The 24,835-nt window shown below is 66.9% G+C and carries 29 protein-coding genes; 22 read left to right on the forward strand and 7 right to left on the reverse strand.

The genetic code is table 11. From position 1 onward, the window contains the following. The first annotated feature begins 73 nt into the window (after window positions 1-73). Entirely contained in the window at window positions 74-1,000 is a 927-nt protein-coding gene (locus HCX50_RS06765; protein ID WP_091036082.1) for a LysR family transcriptional regulator, read from the forward strand. A gap of 7 nt (window positions 1,001-1,007) precedes the next feature. On the opposite strand, the gene glpK is transcribed toward HCX50_RS06765, so the two are convergent. From glpK to HCX50_RS06780, 3 genes are all read right to left on the reverse strand, one after another. After that, a complete protein-coding gene (glpK, locus tag HCX50_RS06770; protein WP_091036084.1) occupies window positions 1,008-2,522 on the reverse strand; it encodes a glycerol kinase GlpK in 1,515 nt (504 codons plus the stop codon). 38 nt (window positions 2,523-2,560) lie between these two features. Next, a complete protein-coding gene (locus tag HCX50_RS06775) occupies window positions 2,561-3,316 on the reverse strand; it encodes an MIP/aquaporin family protein (RefSeq protein WP_091036087.1) in 756 nt (251 codons plus the stop codon). Window positions 3,317-3,407: 91 nt separating this feature from the next. Beyond that, on the reverse strand, window positions 3,408-5,117 hold the full coding sequence (locus HCX50_RS06780) for a glycerol-3-phosphate dehydrogenase/oxidase (RefSeq protein ID WP_167633421.1): 1,710 nt from the start codon (window positions 5,115-5,117) through the stop codon (window positions 3,408-3,410). Between the two features lie 103 nt (window positions 5,118-5,220). Here HCX50_RS06780 and HCX50_RS06785 point away from each other — a divergent pair, with 103 nt between their 5' ends. Then, window positions 5,221-6,192 (forward strand): sugar-binding transcriptional regulator, encoded by a 972-nt coding sequence (locus tag HCX50_RS06785; RefSeq protein WP_029263513.1) that lies wholly within the window; start codon window positions 5,221-5,223, stop codon window positions 6,190-6,192. 24 nt (window positions 6,193-6,216) lie between these two features. Here HCX50_RS06785 and HCX50_RS06790 read toward each other — a convergent pair whose 3' ends face one another. After that, window positions 6,217-7,368 carry a glutamate--cysteine ligase gene (locus HCX50_RS06790; RefSeq protein WP_167633422.1) on the reverse strand — a complete coding sequence of 384 codons (1,152 nt, stop codon included), beginning with the start codon at window positions 7,366-7,368 and terminating at the stop codon, window positions 6,217-6,219. Window positions 7,369-7,578: 210 nt separating this feature from the next. On the opposite strand from HCX50_RS06790, the gene rpsP reads away from it, so the two are divergent. Genes rpsP through trmD form a run of 4 tightly spaced genes read left to right on the forward strand, consistent with a single transcriptional unit; the run spans window position 7,579 to window position 9,593 of the window. Continuing rightward, window positions 7,579-8,013, forward strand: a complete 435-nt coding sequence (gene rpsP / locus HCX50_RS06795) for a 30S ribosomal protein S16 (RefSeq protein WP_091036095.1) — start codon at window positions 7,579-7,581, stop codon at window positions 8,011-8,013. A gap of 6 nt (window positions 8,014-8,019) precedes the next feature. Beyond that, on the forward strand, window positions 8,020-8,250 hold the full coding sequence (locus tag HCX50_RS06800; protein ID WP_017830729.1) for an RNA-binding protein: 231 nt from the start codon (window positions 8,020-8,022) through the stop codon (window positions 8,248-8,250). Beyond that, entirely contained in the window at window positions 8,234-8,851 is a 618-nt protein-coding gene (gene rimM, locus HCX50_RS06805; protein WP_167633423.1) for a ribosome maturation factor RimM, read from the forward strand. The genes HCX50_RS06800 and rimM overlap by 17 nt, the downstream gene beginning before the upstream one ends. A gap of 19 nt (window positions 8,852-8,870) precedes the next feature. Next, window positions 8,871-9,593: a tRNA (guanosine(37)-N1)-methyltransferase TrmD gene (trmD, locus tag HCX50_RS06810; protein ID WP_167633424.1), complete on the forward strand. Its 723-nt coding sequence runs from the start codon at window positions 8,871-8,873 to the stop codon at window positions 9,591-9,593. 25 nt (window positions 9,594-9,618) lie between these two features. On the opposite strand, the gene HCX50_RS06815 is transcribed toward trmD, so the two are convergent. Together HCX50_RS06815 and map are read right to left on the reverse strand one after the other, a co-directional pair. Continuing rightward, entirely contained in the window at window positions 9,619-10,212 is a 594-nt protein-coding gene (locus HCX50_RS06815; RefSeq protein ID WP_205828880.1) for a histidine phosphatase family protein, read from the reverse strand. Window positions 10,213-10,258: 46 nt separating this feature from the next. Beyond that, window positions 10,259-11,041, reverse strand: coding sequence for a type I methionyl aminopeptidase (map, locus tag HCX50_RS06820; RefSeq protein WP_091036104.1), 783 nt, complete (start codon window positions 11,039-11,041; stop codon window positions 10,259-10,261). Between the two features lie 109 nt (window positions 11,042-11,150). On the opposite strand from map, the gene HCX50_RS06825 reads away from it, so the two are divergent. The 9 genes from HCX50_RS06825 (at window position 11,151) to HCX50_RS06865 (ending at window position 18,220) form a co-directional block, all read left to right on the forward strand. Then, entirely contained in the window at window positions 11,151-11,639 is a 489-nt protein-coding gene (locus tag HCX50_RS06825) for a hypothetical protein (RefSeq protein WP_029263506.1), read from the forward strand. Window positions 11,640-11,808: 169 nt separating this feature from the next. Continuing rightward, complete coding sequence (rplS, locus tag HCX50_RS06830) at window positions 11,809-12,156, forward strand: 50S ribosomal protein L19 (protein WP_091037582.1); 348 nt, start codon at window positions 11,809-11,811, stop codon at window positions 12,154-12,156. Window positions 12,157-12,274: 118 nt separating this feature from the next. After that, complete coding sequence (lepB, locus tag HCX50_RS06835) at window positions 12,275-12,997, forward strand: signal peptidase I (RefSeq protein WP_091036107.1); 723 nt, start codon at window positions 12,275-12,277, stop codon at window positions 12,995-12,997. Continuing rightward, entirely contained in the window at window positions 12,994-13,653 is a 660-nt protein-coding gene (locus tag HCX50_RS06840; protein ID WP_091036109.1) for a ribonuclease HII, read from the forward strand. The genes lepB and HCX50_RS06840 overlap by 4 nt, the downstream gene beginning before the upstream one ends. Before the next feature lie 63 nt (window positions 13,654-13,716). After that, on the forward strand, window positions 13,717-14,043 hold the full coding sequence (locus tag HCX50_RS06845; protein WP_017204525.1) for a DUF2469 family protein: 327 nt from the start codon (window positions 13,717-13,719) through the stop codon (window positions 14,041-14,043). Between the two features lie 129 nt (window positions 14,044-14,172). Then, entirely contained in the window at window positions 14,173-14,535 is a 363-nt protein-coding gene (locus HCX50_RS06850) for a YraN family protein (protein ID WP_091036112.1), read from the forward strand. After that, entirely contained in the window at window positions 14,532-16,055 is a 1,524-nt protein-coding gene (locus HCX50_RS06855) for a YifB family Mg chelatase-like AAA ATPase (RefSeq protein ID WP_167633425.1), read from the forward strand. Before HCX50_RS06850 ends, HCX50_RS06855 begins: the two co-directional genes overlap by 4 nt. Then, complete coding sequence (dprA, locus tag HCX50_RS06860) at window positions 16,055-17,251, forward strand: DNA-processing protein DprA (protein WP_337749149.1); 1,197 nt, start codon at window positions 16,055-16,057, stop codon at window positions 17,249-17,251. The genes HCX50_RS06855 and dprA overlap by 1 nt, the downstream gene beginning before the upstream one ends. Before the next feature lie 66 nt (window positions 17,252-17,317). Further along, complete coding sequence (locus HCX50_RS06865; protein ID WP_091036117.1) at window positions 17,318-18,220, forward strand: tyrosine recombinase XerC; 903 nt, start codon at window positions 17,318-17,320, stop codon at window positions 18,218-18,220. Window positions 18,221-18,275: 55 nt separating this feature from the next. Here the strand turns inward: HCX50_RS06865 and HCX50_RS06870 are convergent, their stop codons facing one another. Beyond that, window positions 18,276-18,800, reverse strand: coding sequence for a murein hydrolase activator EnvC family protein (locus HCX50_RS06870; RefSeq protein ID WP_167633427.1), 525 nt, complete (start codon window positions 18,798-18,800; stop codon window positions 18,276-18,278). Between the two features lie 306 nt (window positions 18,801-19,106). On the opposite strand from HCX50_RS06870, the gene rpsB reads away from it, so the two are divergent. The 7 genes from rpsB to HCX50_RS06905 all read left to right on the forward strand — a co-directional run bounded on the left by rpsB (window position 19,107) and on the right by HCX50_RS06905 (window position 24,830). Further along, complete coding sequence (rpsB, locus tag HCX50_RS06875; RefSeq protein WP_091036123.1) at window positions 19,107-20,057, forward strand: 30S ribosomal protein S2; 951 nt, start codon at window positions 19,107-19,109, stop codon at window positions 20,055-20,057. A 44-nt stretch (window positions 20,058-20,101) separates the two neighbouring features. Then, complete coding sequence (gene tsf / locus HCX50_RS06880; RefSeq protein ID WP_091036126.1) at window positions 20,102-20,929, forward strand: translation elongation factor Ts; 828 nt, start codon at window positions 20,102-20,104, stop codon at window positions 20,927-20,929. A gap of 92 nt (window positions 20,930-21,021) precedes the next feature. After that, a complete protein-coding gene (pyrH, locus tag HCX50_RS06885; RefSeq protein WP_017830711.1) occupies window positions 21,022-21,738 on the forward strand; it encodes a UMP kinase in 717 nt (238 codons plus the stop codon). 68 nt (window positions 21,739-21,806) lie between these two features. After that, on the forward strand, window positions 21,807-22,361 hold the full coding sequence (gene frr / locus HCX50_RS06890; protein ID WP_029263480.1) for a ribosome recycling factor: 555 nt from the start codon (window positions 21,807-21,809) through the stop codon (window positions 22,359-22,361). Window positions 22,362-22,366: 5 nt separating this feature from the next. Further along, window positions 22,367-23,512, forward strand: coding sequence for a phosphatidate cytidylyltransferase (locus tag HCX50_RS06895; RefSeq protein ID WP_167633429.1), 1,146 nt, complete (start codon window positions 22,367-22,369; stop codon window positions 23,510-23,512). Next, window positions 23,512-24,090 (forward strand): DivIVA domain-containing protein, encoded by a 579-nt coding sequence (locus HCX50_RS06900; protein WP_167633431.1) that lies wholly within the window; start codon window positions 23,512-23,514, stop codon window positions 24,088-24,090. The genes HCX50_RS06895 and HCX50_RS06900 overlap by 1 nt, the downstream gene beginning before the upstream one ends. Window positions 24,091-24,137: 47 nt before the next feature. Next, on the forward strand, window positions 24,138-24,830 hold the full coding sequence (locus HCX50_RS06905) for a transglycosylase SLT domain-containing protein (RefSeq protein ID WP_337749156.1): 693 nt from the start codon (window positions 24,138-24,140) through the stop codon (window positions 24,828-24,830). Window positions 24,831-24,835 lie beyond the last annotated feature (5 nt).

The following is a 24,835-nucleotide window of genomic DNA, read 5'->3' on the forward strand; positions in this document are numbered from 1 at the left end:
CAGCGTGCTCCCCGCGCTGACATGAGTCCAACGCATGTTTGTCACGTTATCCATAAAGTGTCATCATGAACGAATGGAACTCCAGCAGCTCCGATACGTCGTCGAGGTAGCGGAGACCTCCAGCTTCACTCGGGCCGCCGAACGCTGCTTCGTCACGCAATCGGCGTTGAGCCATCAGATCGCCGCTCTCGAGCGCGAACTCGGTCAGCGCCTCTTCGTGAGGTCGAGCCGCAGCGTCCGACTGAGCGAGGCGGGGGAGGCGTTCCTCGGACATGCACGGACCGCGCTCCGGGCGGCGGAGCAGGCGCGGGAGGGAGCAGCCGCGGCGGTGGGGGTGGTGACCGGCACGCTCCGGATCGGCGTCATCCCGACGGTGACCGCCGTCGACATCCCCGCGGTGCTCGTCGCGTACCGCGCCGCGCATCCGCTCGCGCGAGTCGAGCTGCAGGTGGGGAACAGCGACGTGCTGATTACCCGCCTGCGTCGCGGCGACCTCGATGTCGCCCTTCTCGGTCTCCGCGAAGGGACTCAGCCGCTGGGTGTGGCTTCGCGCGTCCTGTCGCGGGACCGGCTGGTGGCAGCGCTCCCTCGTGGGCACGAGCTGTCCGAGACCGGTGTGGTCACACTGCACGACCTCGCCGGTGCGACGTTCGCCGACTTCCCGGCGGGCACCTCGGGGCGCGCACAGAGTGATGCCGCCTTCGCCTCCGCAGAACTGTCGCGGGATGTCGCCTTCGAGGCGGACTCCGCCACCCTCCTCCTCGGTCTGGTCGCAGCCGGCCTGGCGGTGACTCTGCTCGCGCCGGGGACGATCGAACGCTCTGCGGCGGATGTCGCGACCGCCGAGGTCCGCGACGGTCCCGTACGCGTCGAGCACCTGGCATGGGATCTCGCGGCACCGCGGAACGTGGCGAGGGCCTTCCTCGCCGTCATCGATGACGTCGTCCCCGCGGGCGCGAAAACGGGCCCGGAGGAGAACTCCGGGCCCGCTTCCCTGTGACGTCAGATCACTTCACGTCTTCGTCGACCCAGTCCATCGACTTCGTGACGGCCTTGCGCCAGAGGCGCAGCTGACGGTCACGCTCCGCGTCCTCCATCGAGGGCTCCCAGCGCTTGTCCTCCTGCCAGTTCGCGGACAGGTCGTCCAGGCCGTTCCAGAATCCGACGGCGAGACCAGCCGCGTATGCCGCGCCGAGTGCGGTGGTCTCGGCGACCACCGGACGCACGACCGGAACGCCGAGCACATCGGCCTGGAACTGCATGAGCGCGTCGTTCGCGACCATGCCACCATCGACCTTGAGCTCGGTCAGGTCCACACCAGCGTCCGCGTTGACCGCATCCAGCACGTCGCGGGTCTGGAAGGCCACGGCCTCCAGCGCGGCGCGCGCGATGTGGTTCTTGTTCGCGTAGCGGGTGAGGCCCACGATCGCGCCACGGGCGTCCGAGCGCCAGTACGGCGCGAACAGACCCGAGAACGCCGGGACGATGTACACGCCGCCGTTGTCCTCGACCTGCTCGGCCAGCTTCTCGACCTCGGGGGCCGAGGAGATGATGCCGAGCTGGTCACGCAGCCACTGGATGAGGGACCCGGTGACGGCGATGGAGCCCTCCAGTGCGTAGTGCGTCGGGCCGTCGCCGAGCTTGTACCCCACAGTGGTGAGCAGCCCGTTCTTCGAGTGGACGATCTCCTCGCCCGTGTTGAAGATCAGGAAGCAACCCGTTCCGTAGGTGTTCTTGCTCTCGCCGGTCTGGAACGCGGCCTGCCCGAACGTCGCCGCCTGCTGGTCGCCCAGGATGCCGGCGATCGGCGTCTCGCGCAGCAGCGACGAGCTCTCGGCGGTGCCGTAAACCTCGGACGAGGAGCGGATCTCCGGCATCATCGAGCGCGGCACGCCGAACGCCTCGAGGATGTCGTCGCGCCACTCGAGCGTCTCGAGGTCCATGAACATCGTGCGGGAGGCATTCGTGACATCCGTGACGTGCACGCCGCCATCGGCTCCACCGGTGAGGTTCCAGAGGACCCAGCTGTCGGTGGTGCCGAAGATCAGGTCGCCCGCCTCCGCCTTCTCGCGCGCACCCTCGACGTTCTCGAGGATCCAGGCGATCTTGGTGCCGGAGAAGTACGTCGCCAACGGGAGGCCGACGACCGGCTTGAACCGCTCGACGCCGCCGTCAGCCGCCAGGCGGTCGACGATGTCCTGCGTGCGGGTGTCCTGCCAGACGATCGCGTTGTAGGCCGGCTTCCCGGTCTTCTTGTCCCACACGACGGCGGTCTCGCGCTGGTTCGTGATGCCGACTGCCGCGATGTCGTGACGCGTCAGGTCGGCGCGGCCGAGGGCCAGCCCGATGACCTCCTGCACGTTGCGCCAGATCTCGGCGGCGTCGTGCTCGACCCAACCGGCCTTCGGGAGGATCTGTTCGTGCTCCTTCTGTCCGGTCGCGACGATGCTGCCCTTCTTGTCGAAGATGATCGCGCGGCTCGACGTCGTTCCCTGGTCGATGGCGATGATGTAGTCAGCCACTTGTGCTCTCCTTTGAATTCAGTGCGATGGGATGTGCGTCAGCCGGCGAGGCCGAGCAGCACGGGTGCGGCGAGGGCGGCGATCACACCACCGATGAGGGGCCCGACGACGGGTACCCACGAGTAGGACCAGTCGCTGGCGCCCTTGCCCTTGATCGGCAGGATCGCGTGAGCGATGCGCGGACCGAGGTCACGGGCGGGGTTGATCGCGTAGCCGGTCGGACCACCGAGCGACGCGCCGATTCCGACCACGAGCAGCGCCACCGGCAGCGCGGTGAGCGGCCCGAGGCCTCCAGGCACGCCGACCTCGATGTCGCCGTAGTCGGCGAACGCGAAGATGCCGAACACGAGCACGAAGGTGCCGATGATCTCGGTGACGAGGTTCCACCCGTACGAGCGGATGGCGGGGCCGGTCGAGAAGACGCCGAGCTTGTTGGCGGCCTCCGGCTCCTCATCGAAGTGCTGCTTGTAGGCGAGCCAGACGACGATCGCACCGAGGATGGCGCCGACGAGTTCCGCCGCCGTGGCGGTGAGGAACATCACGACGCTGATCTTGCCGGCGACCATGAGGCCGATGCCGACTGCGGGGTTGAGGATCGCACCGGAGTACGCGGAGACGAGCACACCGGCGAAGACCGCGAGGCCCCATCCCCAGTTGACCATCAGGAAGCCGCCGCCGAAGCCCTTGTTCTTCGCAAGGGCCACGTTGGCGACCACACCACAACCGAGGAGGACCAGCATCGCTGTACCGACCAACTCCGAGAGGAAGTAGAGACCGAGATTCACATCAGCCATGTCTTCTTTGACCTTTCTTGTGTGTCGAGGCCCCTCTGCCCCGACACTTTATGGGGTTGCACCGCGAGGAGGGCGGCAGTCCGAAGTCCTGTCAGCCGCGGGTGCGGGAGCGGATATCGAGTCCGTGTCGTTCGTTCAGCAATTGGCGGGTCTGGTCGAGTTCGGCGTCGTGGCGCGCGCGGTCCCAGCCGAGCATCGGAGCGAGCGCGTCGGCGATCTCATCGAGCACCTCGGCGTTCGCGTTCCCGATGAAGGCGATGCTGGTGCGGCGGAGCACGATGTCCTCGAGGCGCGCCACCATCTCGTTCTGCACCATCCACTCGAGCTCGCGCGTGGAGAGGTCGCCGCCCGCGAGGGGAGAATCCGGCCCCTGCTCGACATACGCCCACACATCGGCTGCGCGCGTTCCATAACGCGCGAGCAGCTGGTCGGCACGTGCTCCGGCACCGGGCAGGTTCTCCTGGACCCAGATGCGGCGTGCCTTCTCGGTGCGCGGGAATTCTCGGCCGCCACCGATCGCCCGTCCTGCGGTGGAGACGGTCCTGGTGCGATCGATCAGGCCCAGCACGACGTCGGAGAGCGATTCGCCGAGCGCACGGAACGTCGTCCACTTGCCGCCGACGAGGCTGACGAGGGGAACGGCGCCCTTCTCGTCGACCTCGATGCGGTAGTCACGGGAGACGAATCCGGGGGCGGTGTCCTCGTGGCGCGGCAGCGGTCGGATTCCGGAGAACTTGTAGACGATCTGATCGCGGGCGACCGGAATCGTCGGGAAGACGTGGTGGATCAGTTCGAAGAAGTAGTCGACCTCTTCGTCGGTGCACACCGGGACCTCGCGCGGGTCGGCGTCGATGTCGGTGGTGCCGACGAGCACTCGCCCCTTGAGCGGGTAGATGAGAACGATGCGGCCGTCGGAATGCTCGAAGAAGATCTCCCTACCCTGCGTCGCCTCCAGCAGTTCGGGGTGGTCGAGCACGATGTGCGAGCCCTTGGTTCCGCCCATGAACCGGGTGTCCTCGCCGAGCGCATCGTTCGTGAGGTCCGTCCAGGGGCCGGACGCGTTGACCACGACATCGGCGTGAACGCGGAATTCGGTGCCGCTCTCGCGATCGCGGAGGACCACCTCATCGCCCTCGCGCGCGATCGCCTCGACGTAGTTGAGCGCGTGTGCTTCGGGGTGTGCTGCGCGACCGTCCTGGAGCACGTCGAGCGCGAGACGCTCGGGGTCGTGCATCGACGCGTCGTAGTAGGTCGCCGTGTACTTGATGTTCGGGTCGAGCGACGGCAGTTCGGCGAGCGACTTCTTCCGACCGAGGAAGCGGTGTCGGGGCACCATTCCGCCGTCACGCGAGAACGTGTCGTAGATCGTCAGGCCGACCTTGATCAGGAACGCGCCGCGTTCCTGGGGCTTGCCGCTCTTGTGCGTCAGGAATCGCAGGGGAGCGGACAGGATGCCGGAGAAGGTGGAGTAGATCGGGATGGTCGTCTGCAGCGGCTTCACGTAGTGAGGGGCGATCTTGAGCAGTCCGTTGCGCTCCTCGACGGACTCGCGCACGAGCCGGAATTCGCCGTTCTCGAGATAGCGGATCCCGCCGTGGATCATGTGGCTCGACGCTGCGGATGCTCCCGATGCGAAGTCGCCGCGCTCGACGAGCACGACATCGACACCTTGGAGCGCCAGGTCGCGGAACGTGGAGATGCCGTTGATCCCGCCACCGATGACGAGCACCTTGGTGCGTCCGGATTCGCGGACGGCGCGAACCTCTGCGCGCTCCGCCGACGAGTGTGTGGAATCGATCATCGTCGACCCTCTCTTCCTTACTTGCCAACCAGCATCGACCTGTGTGGCATCCCGCGCAAGCCCACTGCACATATGTGCAAGGATCGAGGGTGAGGAGGTCACGATGGCCGGTCAGAGCGCGGAAACCCGCGATAGCAAGCTGATCGCGGCGCTCACGGCCGCGCAGCTCTACTACATGCAGGACAAGACGATGGAGGTGATCGCGCAGGAGCTCGGTACCTCCCGTTCCTCGGTCTCACGCCTCTTGAGCTTCGCGCGGGAGAGCGGCCTCGTCGACATCCGCATCAACTCGCCGCTGGAGCGGCTCGGCATGCTCGAACAGCGCATCCGCGACCGGCACCGCGTGGCCGCACACGTCGTTCCCATGCCCGAGATCCTCAGCGAGGTGGAACGTCTCGAGCGCGTCGCGCTCACGGCCGGCCGCCTGCTGTCCCAGTTCGTCGACTCCAACATGATCATCGGTGTGGCCTGGGGCTCGACGATCAGTGCGGTGAGCCGCGGCCTCACGCAGAAGGAGACGCACAACACGACCTTCGTCCAGCTCAACGGGGCCGGCAACACCCAGACCACAGGCGTGGAGTACTCCAGCGACATCCTGCAGCGGTTCGGCAGCGCCTTCGGTGCGCAGGTGCAGCAGTTCCCCGTGCCCGCGTTCTTCGACGATCCCGCCACCCGTGAGGCGATGTGGCGCGAGCGCAGCACCCGTCGAGTGCTCGATCTGCAGGCGAAGATGGACGTCGCGGTCTTCAGCCTGGGGTCTCCGGCTGCCGAGGTTCCGAGTCGCGTGTACGTCGGCGGATATCTCGGACGCGACGACTACCGCAGCCTGCGCGAGGACCACGCGATCGGCGACGTCGCCACGGTGTTCTTCCGATCCGACGGATCCTGGCGGGATATCCGCGTGAACGCCCGGGCGACCGGACCGGGACTCGACCGCCTGCGCCGCGTTCCTCGTCGGATATGCGTCGTGTCGGGCGTCCCGAAGCTGGTCAGCCTCCGGGCCGCCCTCTCCGCAGGGCTCATCACCGACGTCGTCCTGGATGAAGGACTCGCCCGGCGTCTCGTCGAGGACTGAGTCGACCGCCGACAGAGGTCGTGGCTACGCGCCTTCTGTCGACGCCTCGGGTCCGGAGCGGAACTCGCGGATGAGGTGCTGCACGACGGCGGTGAGATCTCCGGCGGTGGCATTCGCGATCACGAGCTGACGCTCGTAACTGGCCCCGTTCTCGAGAGTGACGGCGTTGTTGCCGAACTCCCGGACGCAGCCGAGCTCCACGGCCACGGGTGCGAGCTCTTCCAGGACTTCGGCGAGGTGTTCACGCACGGGACGCTGCGTTCCGGCGGCATCGACGATGACGCGTGCGTCGAGTCCGTACCGCGCCGCGCGCCATTTGTTCTCCCGGTGGAACCATGCAGGGAGCTCGGGAAGGGTCCGTCCTTCGTCGAGCTGACGGGAGAAGTGCTCGACGAGCACCTGAACGAGCGCCGCGACCGACGCGAGCTCCGGCAGCGTCGACAGGCCGTCGCAGGCTCGCACCTCGATGGTTCCCCATCGCGGAGCGGGACGGATGTCCCAGCGCACCTCCGTGGCGTCCGCCATCACGCCGGTGCGGACCATGTCGTCGAGATACGACTCGTATTGTGCCCAGTCGCGTAGCGGCCAGGGGAGTCCGGCCGTCGGCAGCTGTTGGAACACCAGGGCGCGGTTCGAGGCGTAGCCGGTGCGCTCACCCGCCCAGAACGGACTCGACGCCGACAGCGCCTGCAGATGGGGGAGGTATGCCGAGAGCGCGTTGATGATGGGGAAGACCTTGCGCTGGTCCTCCACGCCGATGTGCACGTGGATTCCCCAGATCATCATGTTGCGACCCCACCACTGAGTGCGCTCGATCAGGGTGTGATAGCGCGACTTGTCGGTGACCTCCTGATCGAACCACTGCGCGAACGGGTGGCTGCCGGCCGACAGCAGTTCGATGCCCGCCGGGTCGGTCGCGGTGCGCACGGCGGTGATGGCGTTCGCGATGTCGTCGACGGCGTGCGCGACGGAATCGCCGATCCCGCTCGTGACTTCGATCGTGTTCGTGAGCAGCTCACCTGTGACGGTATGGCGCTCACCCTCGCTCTCGGCTTCGAGCGCCGCGAGCAGTTCCGGGGCGCGTCCGACGAGGTCACCGCTCACGGGGTCCGCGAGCATGATCTCCCATTCGAGGCCGACGGTGGATCGGGCGGAAGAGGCGAACTCGAGCTTCACCCGCACAGTCTGACATGCGGGCGACACGACACGACAACGGCCGTTTCGCCACGTTTCGCGCCGGGCGCGAGGATCTGGCAGAATAGAGGGTCGGACGACCTGCTCGACCCTCTATCCAGCAGGTGTCCACACTCATTTGAGCTTCCGCCGGGTGTGCACCCCACTCTCCAGGCGATCAGTTCGTTTCCTTCCACACAATTCAGGAGAATCGTGGCTGTCAAGATTCGTCTCAAGCGCCTGGGCAAGATCCGTGCGCCGTACTACCGCATCGTCGTCGCCGACTCGAAGACCAAGCGCGATGGTCGCGTGATCGAGGAGATCGGCAAGTACCACCCCACCGAGGAGCCCTCGTTCATCGAGGTCGACTCCGAGCGTGCGCAGTACTGGCTCTCCGTCGGCGCACAGCCGACCGAGCAGGTCGCCGCCATCCTCAAGATCACGGGCGACTGGGGCAAGTTCAAGGGCGACGCCGACGCGAAGTCCACCCTCAAGGTGAAGGAGCCCAAGGCTCCCTTCGAGATCGACGCATCCAAGAAGTCCGTCGTCAAGCCCAAGGTCGAGAAGAAGGTGGAGGCCCCCGCTGAGGAGGCTCCCGCCGCGGCCGACGCGGAAGCCGCTCAGGCTCCCGCCGCCGACGCAGAGTAATCCGCCGTGCTCGCCGCCGCGCTCGAACACATCGTCAAGGGGATCGTCGATCACCCGGAGGATGTCCGTATCAATGAATCCACATCGCCGCGAGGCGATCTCCTCGAGGTGCGCGTGCACCCCGATGACCGTGGACGCGTGATCGGGCGCGGCGGCCGCACAGCCAAGGCCCTTCGCACCCTCGTCAGCGCGCTCGCTGACGGGCGTCGGGTCCGCGTCGATGTCGCGGACGACTGACGTGGTGCCGAAGGACCGTAACCAGGGCAAGAATCAGCTGCGCGTCGGGCGCCTCGTGAAGGCGCACGGCCTCAAAGGCGGGCTCAAGCTCGAGCTGTACACCGACAATCCGGCTGGTCGTTTCACCCCCGGTGCCGGTTTCACGGTGCAGGTGCCCGAGGCATCGCCGTGGCACGGCAAGGACATCACCGTTCGCGAATACCGCTTGATGAACGGGAATCCGGTCGTCTTCTTCGAAGATGTCGATGATCGAGAAGCCGCCGAGAGTCTCGTCAAGGCGATCCTCTGGATCGATCAGGACGTCGATGAGGTCGAGGACGACGCCTGGTTCGATCACCAGCTCGTGGGGCTCGACGTCGTTCGCGATGATGCGGTCGTCGGCCGGGTCATCCGTGTCGAGCACTTCCCGGCGCAGGATCTGCTCATCGTGAAGTCCGGCGACACCGAGGTCATGGTGCCCTTCGTGGCCGCCATCGTCCCCGCCGTCGACGTCTCGGCCGGTCGTCTGATCGTGACGCCGCCGCCCGGACTCTTCGAGGATCTCCCCGACGCCGCGGATGCCGAGCAACCGTCGGGCGCGGACGCCGAAGCCTCTGAGTGACCGCTGATACGGTTCCCCCGTGCGCATCGACGTCCTCTCCATCTTCCCGTCCTACTTCGACGGCCTGACGCTCTCCCTCCTCGGGAAGGCTCAGCACGCCGGCATCATCGACCTTCGCGTGCACGACCTCCGTGCCTGGACGTCCGATCGTCACAACACGGTCGACGACACCCCCTACGGTGGTGGCGCCGGCATGGTCATGAAGCCGGAGCCGTGGGGACTCGCTCTCGATGAGGTCACCGCTCGTTCGAAAACGGCGGCGGATGCCGAGCGGCCGACCATCATCTTCCCTTCGCCAGCCGGCGAGGTCTTCACGCAGAAGACCGCACGGTCGCTGGCGACCCGCGAGCACCTCGTCTTCGGCTGCGGGCGTTACGAGGGCATCGATGAACGCGTCTTCGAGTACGCCTCCGACCTCGGCGAGGTGCGCCTCATCAGCCTCGGGGACTACGTCCTCAACGGGGGAGAGGTCGCCACGATGGCGATGATCGAGGCGATCGGGAGGCTCATCCCCGGTGTCGTCGGCAACCCGGAGAGTCTTGTCGAGGAGTCGCATGAGGACGGTCTCCTGGAGTACCCGTCGTACACGAAGCCCGCTTCGTGGCGCGAGCGGTCGGTGCCGGACATCCTGCTGAGCGGCAACCACGGGGCGATCGCCGCCTGGCGCCGCGAGCAGCAGTTCGCGCGCACCAGGAAGCGCCGCCCTGATCTCCTCAAGGACGACGAGACCTCGCAGCCCTGAGCGAGATCGACGCCGGACCGCGATGTCAGAGCATGCGCTCTGACCGGCCATCGATCTCGAAGACCACGCCGTGCGGGTGTCTCAGACCGAGGGCGTTGGACGCATCGAGTCCTCGTAGCTCCGCACGCAGCATCCGGCCGATCATCTCGTGGCTCACGAGCAGCGGCGTCCCCTCGGAAGCCCATCCGCAGCTGCTGAGGGCCTTTCGCGCTCGCGACCTGGCCTGCGCATAACTCTCACCACCGGGGAATGCCCACCCGTAGCGATTGGCGGCGCGCTCCTCTCTGGCCGTCGGATACGCCGCGTCGATCTCGTCCCAGGTCATGCCCGCCAGCGTGCCGTGATCGAGATCGGCGAGTTCCGGCACCTCGATCACCTCGGCTCCGAGCCGGTCGGCGATGACCATGGCGGTCTGCATAGCTCTGCCGAGTGGGCTGGAGCACACCGTGAGCACGCCGGCGTCACCGAGGCGGTCGGCGATCGCATGGGCTTGGGCGATGCCTTCGTCGGTGAGGGGAGAGTCGAGCTGGCCCTGCAAGCGGTGTTCGATGTTCCACACGGTCTGCCCATGCCGAGCGAGGAGGAGACGCTCCGGCACGTGGCGGTCCTGCGGAATCATGGACTCAGGATGGCATACGCCCTCGCGTTTCGGCTCCTGGTGCTGGTCAGTCCACGCCGAGGAACGACCGGTCGGTGAGGATGATGGGCCCGTCTTCGGTGATCGCGATGGTGTGCTCCGAGTGGGCGCCACGGGAACCGTCCGCGCTGCGCAGAGTCCATCCGTCCGGATCGGTGACCAGCTCATCGGTCGTCGCGAGAAGCCAGGGCTCGAGTGCGAGGACCAGGCCGGCTCTCAGGGGAAAGCCTCGGCCGGCGCGCCCGTCGTTCGGGACGTGAGGGTCGCCGTGCATCGTGCGTCCCACCCCGTGCCCGCCGAAGTCGGTGTTGATCGAGTAGCCCTCGCCGTGCGCGACGGCGGCGACAGCCGCAGAGATGTCGCCGATGCGGTTTCCGACCGTCGCGGAGTCGATCGCGGCGGTCAAGGCGCGTTCGGTGGTGTCGATGAGTCGAAGATCTTCTTCACGAGCCGTGCCGACCACGAACGACACCGCCGAGTCGGCGACCCAGCCGTCGACCGATACCGCGAAGTCGAGGGTCACGAGGTCGCCGTCACGCAGTGTGTAGTCATGGGGGAGACCGTGCAGCACGGCGTCGTTGACGGAGGTGCAGATCACCTTGCCGAACGGACTCGCTCCGAACGAGGGGTGATAGTCGATGTAGCAGGACTCTGCCCCGGCCTTGCGGATCATGTCATGAGCGCGGCGATCGATCGAGAGGAGATTCGTCCCGATCTTCGTCTCTTCGCGCAGGGTGGCCAGCGTCTCGGCCACGAAACGTCCTGCGGCGCGCATCTCGTCGATCTCGGCAGGGGTGCGCAGTTCGATCATCGGGTTTCCTCTCGTCGTCTCCATTCTCCCTGATCCGGCGCGGCCGGTTCCCCGACCGCTCTCAGCGAACACCGGGCCACCGGTGCGGGCGTCGTCGTACGATCTGAGCATGTGGTTGCGACAGGCCTTCTTCCGCTGGCTCCTCCCGGCGGCGTTCCTCCTGCCGCTCTGGCTGCTGATCGGCTGGGGGGTCTTCCAGGGCGGCTGGTCCATCCTCTGGGTGCTGCTCATCGCGATGCCGTCCGTCTTCGTCGGGCAGCTCCTGCTCACGCTCCTGACGCGCTCGCGCCCGTCCGTTCGCATCGAGCGGGCCGTGTCGTGGTGGGACGTCGTCGGTTTCACGATCTGGAACGGGCTCACCATCGCCGTCGGCTTCTTCATCGACGGGGCTTTCCCGTGGTTGCTGACCGGCGCGATCGTCGCCGGCATCGCCCTGATCTGGTTGCAGCTGTGGCAGCTGTGGAACGAGGCGAAGGGGAGCGGGACCCGACTGCGCGAGACCATCACCTGGTCCACGATCCCGACCGTCGACGAACCGGCCCCTCCGACACGAGCACACGAGATCATCGTGGTGCGGGAGACCGACGGTCGCGACTGAGGTCATCGTTTTGGCCGGTCACGGCATCCATGGCAGAATGGGTGTTTGTGCTGTGACCGGCTCTGCCACAGGGGAGCCCGCGGACGTTCACCGTTCCGTACAGCGCACTCCCTTCTTGTTCCTTTGAAAACATGCATGCGACCTGTGGCGGGTGCAGAGAGAGATGATCATGCAGATCCTCGACGCCGTCGACGCGGCTTCCCTTCGTTCGGACATCCCGGACTTCTTCCCCGGTGACACCGTCAAGGTTCACGTCAACATCACCGAGGGCACCCGCTCTCGTATCCAGGTCTTCCAGGGTGTCGTCATCGGCCGTCAGGGCGACAGCGTGCGCGAGACCTTCACGGTCCGCAAGATCAGCTTCCAGGTGGGCGTCGAGCGTACCTTCCCGGTGCACTCCCCGGTGATCGACCACATCGAGGTCGTCACCCGCGGTGACGTGCGTCGCGCCAAGCTCTACTACCTCCGCCAGCTCCGTGGCAAGAAGGCGAAGATCAAGGAGAAGCGCGACCGCTGAGTCGCAGGTTCTCCACAGCACCCCAGGACACGATGTCCTGGGGTGCTGTGTTCTGTCCCCGGTGTGCGAACCTATATCTGGTCGCGCCAGAGCGGTGTATGACTCGAGAAGGAACCTGATGACTGATTCGCCGGCCGCGCGCACTTCCAGACGACGCGGTTTCCTGGTCTTCCTTCGTGACGTGCTGGTGATCATCGTGATCGCCGCCCTCGTGTCCTTCGTTGTCAAGAGCTTCGTCGTGAGGTCTTTCTACATCCCGTCGGCGTCGATGGAGCGAACGCTTCTGGTGAAGGATCGGATCCTCGTCGATGAGCTCACCCCTCGGTGGACCGACTATGAGCGCGGCGACGTGGTCGTCTTCAAAGATCCGGGCGGCTGGCTCGACCCGCAGCCGCAGACCCCCGCCCAACCCCCGCTCGTGCAGGCGGTCGATTGGGTGCTGAACTTCGTGGGTATCTCCGCGACGGACGCGCAGGATCACCTCGTGAAGCGCGTGATCGGATTGCCCGGCGATCATGTCGTGTGCTGCAACGCCCTCGGCCAGATCACTATCAACGGGGCCCCGATCGACGAGCTCAGCTACCTGAATCTCCCCGAGGGCGACACCGCTGCCTCGAACGAGCCGTTCGACGTCGTCGTTCCCGAGGACTCGGTCTGGCTGCTGGGCGACAACCGCGATCGTTCGCGTGACGCGCGCGCACATCAGGACCTCCCCAGCGGCGGATTCGTCCCCATGGAGAACATCGTCGGAAAGGCCTTCCTGACGACGTGGCCGCTCGATCGATTGGGTCCCATCGATGGGCATCACGACACGTTCAACGGAGTTCCGGACGCCGAATGACCGTGATCACCCCCAAGCTGACTCTGGAACGCAAGCTCCTGGGGGAGTGCGACGTGATCATCGCGCTCGATGAGGTGGGCCGAGGAGCACTTGCCGGCCCCGTCGCCGTCGGCGCGGCGATGATGGATGCTGCAGGCGCGCGACGACGAGTGCCGGAAGGTCTGCGTGACTCCAAGCTCGTGACGGAGAAGCGTCGTCCCGACGTCGCGGCACGCGCCGCGGCGTGGGTGCAGGCCTCCGCCGTCGGCTGGGCGAGTGCCGAGGAAGTCGACCAGGTCGGCATCATGCGTGCCCTCGGACTCGCCGCATCGCGCGCTGTGACGGCGATCGCCGCCCAGGGGGCTGTGATGGACGAGGCGCTCATTCTGCTCGACGGCAACCACGACTATGTCTCACGAGTGCATTCGTCGCCGTTGCGCGTGAGACCCGTCATCAAGGCCGACCGCGACTGCGCCTCCGTGTCTGCAGCCTCCGTGATCGCGAAGGTCGCCCGTGACGCGTACATGGCCGAACTCCACGACAGCCATCCTGCATATCAGTGGAACCGCAACAAGGGCTACGCGAGCCCCGAACACCGCGATGCCATCCGGAGCAACGGGCTTTCTCCTTTCCACCGTGCATCGTGGGCCATCACCGACGCCCCCACCCTGTTCTGATACAGACCTGCACCGGCCAGCGATGCCGCGCCTCGTGCGCCGCGACTCTAGGATGGAGTCATCATGGATGAGGAAGCCTTCGACGACTACGACCGCGAGCTCGAACTGGCACTGTTCCGGGAGTACCGGGATGTGGTGTCGCAGTTCCAGTACGTCGTCGAGACCGAACGCCGCTTCTACCTCGCGAACGAGGTCAACGTCGTCCGCCGCGACACCGAGCACGATTTCTACTTCGAGATCTCGATGAGCGATGTGTGGGTGTGGGACATCTACCGGGCCGATCGCTTCGTCAAGGCCGTGCGCGTTCTCACGTTCAAGGACGTGAACGTCGAGGAGCTTCAGCGTCGAGAGTTCGAACTCCCGCAGGAGCTGTCGCTCGACGGGGAGTGATACCGGCGGCCCCGCGGGGGCCGCGGCTCTGTTCCTGCACACGACCTCGAATCCTCGCGTAATCCCCACCTCAGCGTGAGGGTGTGCCCGCCGCGAACAGTCGATCGGGCTGAACGTGATGCTGAGGGTATGGCAGCGAAAGATGACCTCGGCAGAGCGGGAGAAGAGCGCGCGGCGCAGCACTTGATGGGCAGCGGATACACCGTGCTCGACAGGAACTGGCGATGTTCGCAAGGGGAGATCGACATTGTCGCCGCGGTGGGCGATCAGCTGGCGATGATCGAGGTGAAGACGAGACGCACGGCAGCGTTCGGGCACCCGTTCGAGGCCGTCGATCGACGAAAGCGCCGTCGGCTCTGGCAGCTTGCGCAAGCCTGGGTCGCCGCGCATCCCGACGCGGCTCGTGGGCGCGCGGTGAGGCTCGAAGTCATCGGGATCATCGGTGCGGACCCGTTCGTAGGATCGCTCGAGCATCTCGTGGACATCGCATGACCACAGCGCGGACGTGGGCCGTCGCCCTGAGCGGAGTCGACGGTCATCTCGTCGAAGTCGAAGCCGACCTGTCGAACCAGACACCCGAGTTCCGGATCATCGGGCTGCCCGACAAGTCGCTGGCGGAGGCCGTACAAAGGGTCCACAACGCGTGCAAGAACGCCGGGCTCGATCTGCCTCGACGGCGGCTCACAGTGAACCTCTCTCCGGCCAGCCTTCCCAAACACGGAGCGGGGTTCGACCTCGGGATCGCCGTGGCCGCTCTGGCCGCCGGCGGATCGATCGAACCGCGCGCGATCGCCGCCACGGTTCACGTCGGCGAACTCGGGCTCGACGGTCGGATCCGACCTGTACCGGGTGTGCTCCCCGCCGTGTTCGCTGCCGCACGCGCCGGGTTCGAGAGGGTGATCGTTCCTCATGCCAATGAAGCGGAGGCGAGACTGGTCCCCGGAATCCATGTGCGTGCTGCCGCTTCCCTCGCCGAGGTCGCGGTGTGGCATGGTGCCGATGTCGAAGCGCCCGAGGTCGAGGCCGTCGACACGGCGTCGGCGGCGGTCGACGAGCCTTCCGATCTGGACCTGTCCGACGTCGTCGGTCAGGAAGAGGCCATCGAGGCGCTCATCGTCGCCGCTGCAGGGGGACATCATCTGCTCCTGAGCGGGCCTCCGGGCGCAGGCAAGACGATGCTCGCTCGACGACTTCCCGGAATCATGCCGCCACTCGGCGACCAGGAGGCACTCGAGGTCGCATCGATACTCTCGCTCAACGGGGATCGCGTCGCGACGCTCGGTCGGACTCCGCCACTGGAGGCCCCGCACCACAGCGCGTCCGTTGCGGCGTTGGTCGGTGGAGGGTCGCGCGCAGCTCGGCCAGGGGCCATCGCGCGGGCGCATTGCGGCGTGCTGTTCCTCGACGAGGCCGCGGAATTCTCTCGTGTTGCTCTCGACGCGCTGCGCCAGCCGCTCGAATCGGGAGTCATCGAGGTGCATCGAGCGGGGTTCACCGCCCGTTTTCCTGCGAAGTTCCAACTGCTGCTCGCCATGAATCCGTGTCCGTGCGGGAATCATGGTGTGAGGGGTGCCGAGTGCGTGTGTCCACCCATGGCAATCCGACGGTACTCGACCCGACTGTCGGGACCGCTCCGCGACCGGATAGACATCGATCTGCACGTGGCCCGGGTGGCCGCGTCGTGCGCGACGGACGAGCGGAGGGCAAGAACGACGACTGTCCAGGCACGGGCGCGCGTCCTCGCGGCGAGCGAGCGTGCGGTGCAGCGGTGGAAGAGCACGCCGTGGCGGCGCAACGCCGACGTCCCCGGCACCTGGCTTCGCCAGGGGGCCCTTCGGCTCTCTGCGGCGACCAGGTCGCCACTCGATCGTGCGCTGGAACGCGGATCGCTGACGTTGCGGGGCTATGACCGCGTGCTCAGGGTCGCGTGGACCATGGCCGACCTGGCAGGCATCGACCGACCCGGGCCTGAGGAGATAGGCCGTGCCCTGCATCTGAGGAGAGGGCTGTGATGATGATGGACGAACTGCTCGACGACTCCGAGACCATCGCAGCGGTCCGTCGGATCCACCCGGGTGATGCCCTCGCGGAGTGCGTGGCACGCGCGGCATGGAGCGTGATCGCCGAGCCCGGTGACGCCGTCGCAGGGGCGCTGATCGGGACCTTGGGCGCGGCTGAAGCACTTTCGGCGGCGCTGGGAGATGCCCTGTCGTTGATGCCCGCAGGCGCCGCGAGCGGACAGGCTTCTCGGGCGCTGACAGAGGCCAGAGCACGATGGCGCCCTCGCGCCGATCCCCGCGCTGTGCGGCAGGCCCTCCGCAGCGCGTTCGAGGTCGGAGCGCGGCTGGTCATCCCCGGCGACGCGCATTGGCCAGTGAGCCTCGATGATCTCGGGCCTCATGCGCCAAGTGCACTGTGGGTGCGCGGGCACGTCGATCTTCTCGTGCGGAACCCACGGGTGTCGATGGTCGGGGCGCGGGCCGCCAGCAGCTATGGCGAGCACGTCGCCGCGGAACTCAGCGGGGATCTCGCCGCGGGGGGAGCGGTGATCGTCTCCGGCGGCGCATACGGAATCGATGGCGCTGTACATCGCGCTGCCCTCGGTGCAGGCGGAGCGACCGTGGCCTTCCTCGCCGGCGGAGTCGACCGCGCCTACCCGATCGGTCATCAGAGGCTCCTGCAGCAGATCGCGGTCGAAGGGGCTGTGGTGAGCGAACCGCCGTGCGGAACGGCTCCGACCAAGTGGCGCTTCCTGGCTCGGAACCGACTGATTGCCGCGCTCGGACAGGCGACCGTGGTGGTCGAAGCGGGTTGGCGCAGCGGCTCGTTGAACACCGCGGGTCACGCAGCGACGCTGGGGCGTCCGCTCGGTGCGGTTCCCGGACCGGTGACGTCGGCATCTTCCGCAGGGTGCCACCGGCTGCTCCGGGAGTACGACGCGCAGTGCGTCACCTCGGCACGAGAGGTGCGAGAGCTGTGGGGGCCGATCGAACAACCGCCGGCCGAGCGCGAAGAGCACGATCCGAATCGCACCCGAGTCCTCGATGCCCTGAGCACGAGGTCGAGGCTCTCCGTCGAGGAGATCGCCCGAAGGTCGGGCTTGTCGCCGGATCGAGTGCGCTCATGCCTCGGGTTGCTGCACCTGGAAGGGGATGTCGCGCTCGACGAAAGGGGGTGGCACCGGGCGCACACATCACGGACCGGGTGAGAGGTATCCGTAGAGACCTCGGCGAGGCTGAAGAGGGGACGCGACGTACAGCGGCAAGCTGAAGCCATGGATCTCACGGTTGCCACCGAGGCGTTCGTCGGCCACCTGGAGCGGGTGCGTCGACTCTCGCCCGCGACCGCGAAGGCATACAGGTCGGACCTTCGAGACCTCCAGGCGTCGGCAGGTGGCATCACGCTCGAAGAAGTCGATCTCGAGGTGCTCAGAGACTGGCTCTGGCATGCCACCCAGCGGGGCGATGCGAGATCCACACTCGCGCGGCGGGCTGCGGCCGCTCGGTCCTTCTTCGGCTGGGCGCACGAGCACGAGCTCGTGTCCCACGACCCGAGCCTGCGGCTGATCGCACCGAAGAAGGGACGCACACTGCCCACAGTGGCGTCCCGCGAGGCGATGTCGGGCTTGCTCGATGCTCATCGCGACGCGGCCGGGACGGGAGATCCGATCGCCTTGCGCGACCACGCGATACTCGAGCTGCTCTATGGCTCCGGCATCCGTGTCGCAGAACTGTGCGGGCTGGATATCGACGACCTCGACCTCGACCGAGGCACGGCCCGCGTGCTCGGGAAGGGGGCCAAGGAACGGGTCGTCCCCTACGGTGCTCCGGCGAGGGATGCGCTGGAGGCTTATCTCCGTCGCGGCCGACCGGTCCTGGTGGCGAGGGCGCGCGCCTTCTCATCCGCTGTGATGCTGGGGAGTCGCGGCGCCCGGATCGGCCCACGAGCGGTCTACGAGCTTGTCGCCCGCGTGCTGGCACCGGTGGTCGGCACCGAGACCATCGGCCCGCACGCCCTTCGACACACGGCTGCCACCCACCTTCTCGACGGCGGTGCAGACCTGCGGGCCGTCCAGGAGATACTGGGTCATGCCAGCCTCGGCACGACCCAGATATACACGCACGTCTCGGCCGAACGCCTGACCGCGACCTATCGACTGGCGCATCCCCGGGCGTGATGTCGGAGGGCGGCGTGCTCGAGCCGCTGGCACCGCGGTCGGGCGGGCCCTGGGATCACAGAGGCTCGCAGCAGGGGAGCAGGACTGCCCGCGGGAGATCGCCGAAGAGAAGCATCGGATTTATGTAGACGCCGTCTCTTCGTACGCCGAGGTGCAGCGCGCCCGCCGCGGTGTGACCGCCCGCGTCGACGAGTCCGATCTCCTGCCCGACCGACACCGCGTCGCCCGGGTCGAGCGTCGTTCGGAGCGGCTCGAAGGTGCTGACGAGGCCGTCTGCGTGCTCGATCGTCAGGAGCGGGCGGTCCACGACGGTCCCGCGGAACGCCACAGTGCCGTCCGCGGGGGCTGTGACCGCCGCGTGGATCGAAGCGCCGAGATCTACTCCGCGATGACCGGCACCGTACTCGTGCGCGGGCGCCCGGAACGGCTCGACGACCTCTCGCGAGCCGGCGAGCGGCCATCGCCAGCGCGGTATGTCCGCGGTGTCACCCGAGGCGGCCGAGGCGTCGGGACCGTACAGGGCGAGCACGACGAGCACGGCGATGGCCGAGCCGGAAACCGCTCGGAGCAGAATGCGCATGAGGGGAGTGTGACGTCTCTTCCGAGCGGTCGGACGGCCGTCTCGGCGCCGTCAGCGGACCGCGTGGACGACTTCGGTGGGGAGCTGCCGGTGCAGGGTGAGTGACGTCGCTGCTTCCTGTATGCTGGGGGAGCACCTCGATATCGGGGTGACTACGCGTGCCCAAAGCGATTCAGATCGCGGCATCCACTCCCACAGGTCCTGTTCCTCGAACAGGCGGGCGTGGGCCGGGCACCAGGAAGTCCGATCATCCGATCGGCTTGCAACCTCAACGGCGCAGAAACGCGCCAGAACCAGGAGACGACCATGGCTGTGGTCACCATCCGCCAGCTGCTCGACAGCGGCGTGCACTTCGGACACCAGACCCGTCGGTGGAACCCGAAGGTCAAGCGCTTCATCCTCACCGAGCGCAGCGGCATCCACATCATCGACCTCCAGCAGTCGCTCGGCTACATCGACAAGGCCTACGACTTCGTCAAGGAGACCGTCGCTCACGGTGGCACGATCCTCTTCGTCGGCACCAAGAAGCAGGCGCAGGAGATCCTCGCCGAGCAGGCGACGCGCGTCGGCCAGCCTTTCGTGAACCAGCGGTGGCTCGGTGGACTCCTCACCAACTTCCAGACGATCTCCAAGCGTCTCGCACGCATGAAGGAGCTCGAGGAGCTCGACTACGAGACCCCGGCGAACAGCGGCTTCACGAAGAAGGAACTGCTTCTCAAGAAGCGCGAGCTCGACAAGCTGCACAAGTCGCTCGGCGGTATCCGCAACCTCACCAAGACGCCGTCGGCCATCTGGGTCGTCGACGCCAAGCGCGAGCACCTCGCTATCGATGAGGCCAAGAAGCTCGGCATCCCCGTGATCGGTATCCTCGACACCAACGCCGACCCGGACGACTTCCAGTACCCGATCCCCGGCAACGACGACGCGATCCGCTCCGTCTCGCTGCTGACCCGCATCATCGCCGACGCCGCGGCCGAGGGCCTGCAGCAGAAGCACAACCCGGAGACGGGTGACGCCGAGCCGCTCGCCGACTGGGAGAAGGAGCTCCTCGAGACCCCCGCCCCGGAGGTCCAGGAGTCCGCTGACGCCGCCGAGGTCGTGACCTCGGAAGACGAGGCCGCCGTCGTCGAGACGCCTGCTGCTGACGAGACCGCTGCCGACGAGGCCGGTGCTGAGGCACACGACGAGGCGATCGCCGCCGCTTCCGGTGAGGAGACCGCTGAGGTCGCCGCCGCCGAGGCTGCCGACGCCAAGTAATCCCCTCGTTCACACACACCTAACGAAGCAAGGAGCCACCACACATGGCCAACTTCACCATCGCTGACCTCAAGGCGCTGCGTGAGCAGCTCGGCACGGGAATGGTCGACACCAAGAAGGCGCTCGAGGAGGCTGACGGAGACGTCGCGAAGGCCACCGAGATCCTGCGTCTCAAGGGTGCGAAGGGCAACGCGAAGCGCGCTGACCGTTCGACCAGCGAGGGACTGATCGTCGCTCGCGAGCAGGATGGCGCCGTGACGCTCATCGAGCTCGCATGCGAGACCGACTTCGTCGCGAAGAACGAGCGCTTCATCGCGCTGGCCGACAAGGTCGCCGACGCCGCAGCAGCGGTCAAGGCCGATTCGGTCGACGCCGCCCTCGCCGCATCCGCCGGTGACAAGAGCGTCGAGCAGGTCATCTCCGAAGAGGCCGCGATCATCGGCGAGAAGGTCGAACTGCGCCGCGTGCGCACGATCTCGGGCGACAAGGTCGAGGTCTACCTGCACCGCACGAGCAAGGATCTGCCGCCGCAGATCGGTGTCGTCGTCGCCTACTCGGGCGATGACGCCGAGACCGCGCGCAGCATCGCGCAGCACATCTCCTTCGCGAACCCGTCGTACCTGTCCCGCGAGGACGTGCCGGCGGACGCGGTCGAGAAGGAGCGTGAGATCGTCACCGAGATCTCTCGTAACGAGGGCAAGCCGGAAGCGGCTCTCCCGAAGATCGTCGAGGGCCGTGTCTCTGCGTTCATCAAGCAGGTCGCCCTGCTCGAGCAGGACTACGCCAAGGACAACAAGCTCTCTGTCGCCCAGGTGGCGAAGGACGCCGGTATCACCGTGACGGACTTCGCGCGCTTCAAGGTCGGCGCGTAGCAAGGTCGAAGGGGTTCGGATCGCCAAGATCCGAACCCCTTCTTCATGCCCACGAGGCACTATCTTGAATCGGGACGAGAGGACACCCACCTATGACTGAACGCACCGGACGCCGACGCGTCCTTCTCAAGCTCTCCGGAGAGGCCTTCGGAGCGGGGCAGCTGGGTGTCAGCCCCGATGTGGTCTCGCAGATCGCCCGCGACATCGCCGCGGCCGTCGATCGGGTCGAGGTCGCGATCGTCGTCGGCGGAGGCAACTTCTTCCGTGGCGCGGAGCTCAGCCAGCGCGGCATGGACAGAGGTCGCGCGGACTACATGGGCATGCTGGGCACGGTCATGAACGCCCTCGCCCTCCAGGACTTCCTCGAGCAGGCCGGAGCCGCCACCCGCGTGCAGTCGGCCATCTCGATGACACAGGTCGCCGAGCCGTACATCCCGCGTCGCGCCGAGCGTCATCTCGAGAAGGGCCGCGTGGTCATCTTCGGCGCCGGCGCAGGCCTCCCGTACTTCTCCACGGACACGGTCGCCGCGCAGCGTGCGCTCGAGATCGGCGCGGACGAGGTCCTCGTCGCCAAGAACGGCGTCGACGCGATCTACACCGCCGACCCGAATAAGCACGCCGACGCGGAGCGCATCGAGCGCGTCACGTATCGTGATGCGCTGCAGCGTGGCCTCAAGGTCGTCGACTCGACCGCCTTCAGCCTGTGTATGGACAACAGCATGGACATGCGCGTGTTCGGCATGGAGCCCGCAGGCAACGTGACCCGCGCGTTGCTCGGCGAGCCGATCGGAACCCTCGTCACCGCCTGAGCGTGTGACACGGCGGAGACGACTTCGCCCGATAGAATTTGCAGAACACCCCGACGATAGGAGCCACCGTGATCGCGGACGTCCTCGCTGAAACCACCACTCGTATGAACCGGGCGGTCGAAGCTGCCAAGGAGGACTTCTCCACGGTGCGCACGGGTCGTGCGAACCCGCAGATGTTCCAGAAGGTCCTCGTGGACTACTACGGCACGCCGACCCCGATCGCCCAGCTCGCATCGCTGGCGAACCAGGAAGCCCGAACGCTCATCATCACGCCGTACGACAAGTCGGCGCTGAAGGCGATCGAGCAGGCGATCCGCGACATGCCGAACCTCGGAGTCAACCCCACGAACGACGGCAACCTCGTCCGCGTGACGATGCCCGAGCTCACGGCGGAGCGTCGCAAGGAGTACGTCAAGCTCGTCAAGACCAAGGCCGAGGACGCGAAGGTCCATGTCCGTGGCATCCGCCGCAAGGCGAAGGACGAGCTCGACGCGCTCAAGAGCGAGCTCGGCGAGGACGAGATCGCTCGCGGCGAGAAGGAGCTGGACGGCCTGACGCGTCAGCACGTCGACCTCATCGACGACGCGCTGAAGCGCAAAGAGGCCGAACTCCTCGAGGTGTAGTCGGCATGTCTGACGAAACGCGAGACGCTGAGGAGGGCATTCCGCCGACGCGTCGAGAGGCGCGTGACGGTGCGCCGCCCGACGGCGTCCCGCTCGCGGACACGGCCTTCCCGACGTTCGACGCGGAAGCCATTCCGCCTCGTCCACCGCTGCCGGCGTCCCCTGTCGGAGGGAACCCTGCCGTGGTCAGGCCGCTCGACACAGCCGACCACAACGCGATCCGCGAGCAGTGGCGGGCAGCGCGGGACGAGCTCGAGAGCCACGTCTCTCATGCGCGCGATCAGATCGACCAGGCGAACGAGCGGATCAAGCAGCGCACGGGGCGAGACCTGGTTCTCGCGATTCTGATCGGTCTCGCTTTCGGTGCGGCGCTGCTCGGATCCCTGCTCTTCATCAAGGCACTGTTCGTGCCGTTCGCTCTCGCTGCGGCACTGCTGGGGGTGTACGAGCTCTCTCGGGCTCTGCGGGCCTCCGGCCGACGTGTCGATGTCATACCGCAGCTGGTTGCGGGCGCTTTCCTGGTGCTCTCGGCCTACTTCGCGGAGCCGTGGCTGTCTTGGGTCATGCTCTTCGTGGCCGTCGCCTTCGTCATCGTGTGGCGACTCATCGCGCAAATGGTGGCGAAAGACGGCCGCACCTACGGCGACGTCCTCGCGGATGCGGTCATCAGCGGTTTCGTCCAGGTCTACGTGCCATTCCTCGCCGGCGTCGCCCTCATCCTCCTCGAGCAGGAGGGCGGCCAGTGGTGGGTGCTCAGCTTCATAGCCATCGCGGTCGCCGCCGACACGGGCGCGTATGCGGCTGGTCTCGCTTTCGGACGCCACCCGATGGCCCCGAAGATCAGCCCCAAGAAGACATGGGAGGGGTTCGGCGGCGCCGTCGTCGCCTCCCTGGTCGCCGGCGTACTGCTGGCCATCTTCCTTCTCGAGCTGCCCTGGTGGGCGGGTCTGATCTTCGGCGCGTCGATCCTGCTGTCTGCGACGCTGGGCGACCTCGGCGAGTCCATGCTCAAGCGTGATCTCGGTATCAAAGACATGAGCTCGTGGCTTCCCGGACACGGCGGTCTTCTCGATCGACTCGACAGCATCCTGCCCTCGACGATTCCGGCGCTCTGCCTCTACTTCCTCCTCTCTCCCTGGGTGGTGCTGTGATGAACGAAGACCAGATCGCCGAACGGACGGCGGACGCTCCGCCGGCGTTCGCTCTGACATCCGGTCGTGAGCGGGGCTACCACCGCGCTGCTGTCGACACCTTCCTCGTATCTGCTCGACGAGCGTTCGAGACCGGTGCCGACGAATTGGGCGCCGACGACGTACGCGCGGCATCCTTTCCGCTCGTCAAAGGCGGTTACGTCGTGGCTGATGTCGACGCGGCCCTCGGTCGCGTGGAAGACGCCTTCGCCGCGCGTGAGCGGGAGCGCGTGGTGCGAGCGCAGGGTGCCGAGGTGTGGGTCGAGCAGGCGAGAGCAGACGCGCAGACCATCCTGGACCATCTGGCCCGGCCTCGTCGCCGACGCTTCGCGCGCACCGGGGTTCTCACGTTCGGCTACCGCATCGACGAGGTCGACCACGTCTCGACCAGGATCGTCCGCTATCTCCGCGACGGAGATCCGCTCTCCGCCGAGCAGCTGCGTTCCGCCGCGTTTCGCATGCAGCGGGGGGGCTACCGCGAGGAGCAGGTCGACGCGCTCCTCGATGCCACGATCGACGTCATTCTCGCCGTTCGCTGAGTTCCTGATGGTCGACTCAGGCGCCTTTGCGTAGACTGTCCTTCATCGTGAACTCCCGAAACGACATGAACCCCGAACGACGCGACCTTTCGCTGGTGCCCGCAGCGACGGTCAGATCCGCGCGCACGGGCACTCGCCGATGGTCTCGCCGTCGTGGTGTCGTCAGCGTGTTCAGCGCCCTCGCCGTCGTCGGATTCGCGGGAGCGCTCGTGGCACCGACCGGCGTCGCACTGGCGGAGCCCGTGAAGTCCGACACTCCCGACTCGGCCTACTCGCTCGCTCTCGCCGACACACAGAACCTCACGGTCACGGTCAGTGGTGCAACCATCACGCCGGTCGAACGCGGGACGTTCGAGGTGTACGTGAAGCCGAAGCCCAAGCCGAAGCCCAAGCCGGCGGCGCCGGCCGCAACGGGGTCGCAGGGTGGATCTTCCGGCGGCACCCTGCCTCCCTATTCGGGAGGCGGTGCACCTGCGGACTGGATGGCCGCTGCCGGCATCGCTCAGAGCGATTGGCAGTACGTCGACTACATCGTGTCGCGCGAGAGCGGCTGGAACCCGAACGCCACGAACTCGTCCTCGGGTGCGTGCGGCCTGGTTCAGGCTCTTCCCTGCAGCAAGGTTCCCGGTAACGGGTACGACCCGGTGGACAACCTGAGGTGGGCCACCGGCTACGCCACGGGGCGGTATGGCAGCTGGGCCGGAGCATACAGCTTCTGGACGAACAACCACTGGTGGTGAGCAGG

The organism is Microbacterium sp. B19(2022), assembly GCF_012030385.1.
Lineage (GTDB): Bacteria > Actinomycetota > Actinomycetes > Actinomycetales > Microbacteriaceae > Microbacterium > Microbacterium oxydans_B.

Bases quoted from the DNA above. Each gene is read 5' to 3' on its own strand.
- HCX50_RS06765 (WP_091036082.1), top strand. From the start codon at position 74: ATGGAACTCCAGCAGCTCCGATACGTCGTCGAGGTAGCGGAGACCTCC.
- HCX50_RS06775 (WP_091036087.1), bottom strand. From the start codon at position 3,316: ATGGCTGATGTGAATCTCGGTCTCTACTTCCTCTCGGAGTTGGTCGGT.
- HCX50_RS06780 (WP_167633421.1), bottom strand. From the start codon at position 5,117: ATGATCGATTCCACACACTCGTCGGCGGAGCGCGCAGAGGTTCGCGCC.
- HCX50_RS06785 (WP_029263513.1), top strand. From the start codon at position 5,221: ATGGCCGGTCAGAGCGCGGAAACCCGCGATAGCAAGCTGATCGCGGCG.
- rimM (WP_167633423.1), top strand. From the start codon at position 8,234: ATGTCGCGGACGACTGACGTGGTGCCGAAGGACCGTAACCAGGGCAAG.
- HCX50_RS06815 (WP_205828880.1), bottom strand. From the start codon at position 10,212: ATGATTCCGCAGGACCGCCACGTGCCGGAGCGTCTCCTCCTCGCTCGG.
- map (WP_091036104.1), bottom strand. From the start codon at position 11,041: ATGATCGAACTGCGCACCCCTGCCGAGATCGACGAGATGCGCGCCGCA.
- HCX50_RS06825 (WP_029263506.1), top strand. From the start codon at position 11,151: ATGTGGTTGCGACAGGCCTTCTTCCGCTGGCTCCTCCCGGCGGCGTTC.
- rplS (WP_091037582.1), top strand. From the start codon at position 11,809: ATGCAGATCCTCGACGCCGTCGACGCGGCTTCCCTTCGTTCGGACATC.
- lepB (WP_091036107.1), top strand. From the start codon at position 12,275: ATGACTGATTCGCCGGCCGCGCGCACTTCCAGACGACGCGGTTTCCTG.
- HCX50_RS06840 (WP_091036109.1), top strand. From the start codon at position 12,994: ATGACCGTGATCACCCCCAAGCTGACTCTGGAACGCAAGCTCCTGGGG.
- HCX50_RS06845 (WP_017204525.1), top strand. From the start codon at position 13,717: ATGGATGAGGAAGCCTTCGACGACTACGACCGCGAGCTCGAACTGGCA.
- HCX50_RS06850 (WP_091036112.1), top strand. From the start codon at position 14,173: ATGGCAGCGAAAGATGACCTCGGCAGAGCGGGAGAAGAGCGCGCGGCG.
- HCX50_RS06855 (WP_167633425.1), top strand. From the start codon at position 14,532: ATGACCACAGCGCGGACGTGGGCCGTCGCCCTGAGCGGAGTCGACGGT.
- dprA (WP_337749149.1), top strand. From the start codon at position 16,055: ATGATGATGGACGAACTGCTCGACGACTCCGAGACCATCGCAGCGGTC.
- HCX50_RS06865 (WP_091036117.1), top strand. From the start codon at position 17,318: ATGGATCTCACGGTTGCCACCGAGGCGTTCGTCGGCCACCTGGAGCGG.
- HCX50_RS06870 (WP_167633427.1), bottom strand. From the start codon at position 18,800: ATGCGCATTCTGCTCCGAGCGGTTTCCGGCTCGGCCATCGCCGTGCTC.
- rpsB (WP_091036123.1), top strand. From the start codon at position 19,107: ATGGCTGTGGTCACCATCCGCCAGCTGCTCGACAGCGGCGTGCACTTC.
- tsf (WP_091036126.1), top strand. From the start codon at position 20,102: ATGGCCAACTTCACCATCGCTGACCTCAAGGCGCTGCGTGAGCAGCTC.
- pyrH (WP_017830711.1), top strand. From the start codon at position 21,022: ATGACTGAACGCACCGGACGCCGACGCGTCCTTCTCAAGCTCTCCGGA.
- HCX50_RS06895 (WP_167633429.1), top strand. From the start codon at position 22,367: ATGTCTGACGAAACGCGAGACGCTGAGGAGGGCATTCCGCCGACGCGT.
- HCX50_RS06900 (WP_167633431.1), top strand. From the start codon at position 23,512: ATGAACGAAGACCAGATCGCCGAACGGACGGCGGACGCTCCGCCGGCG.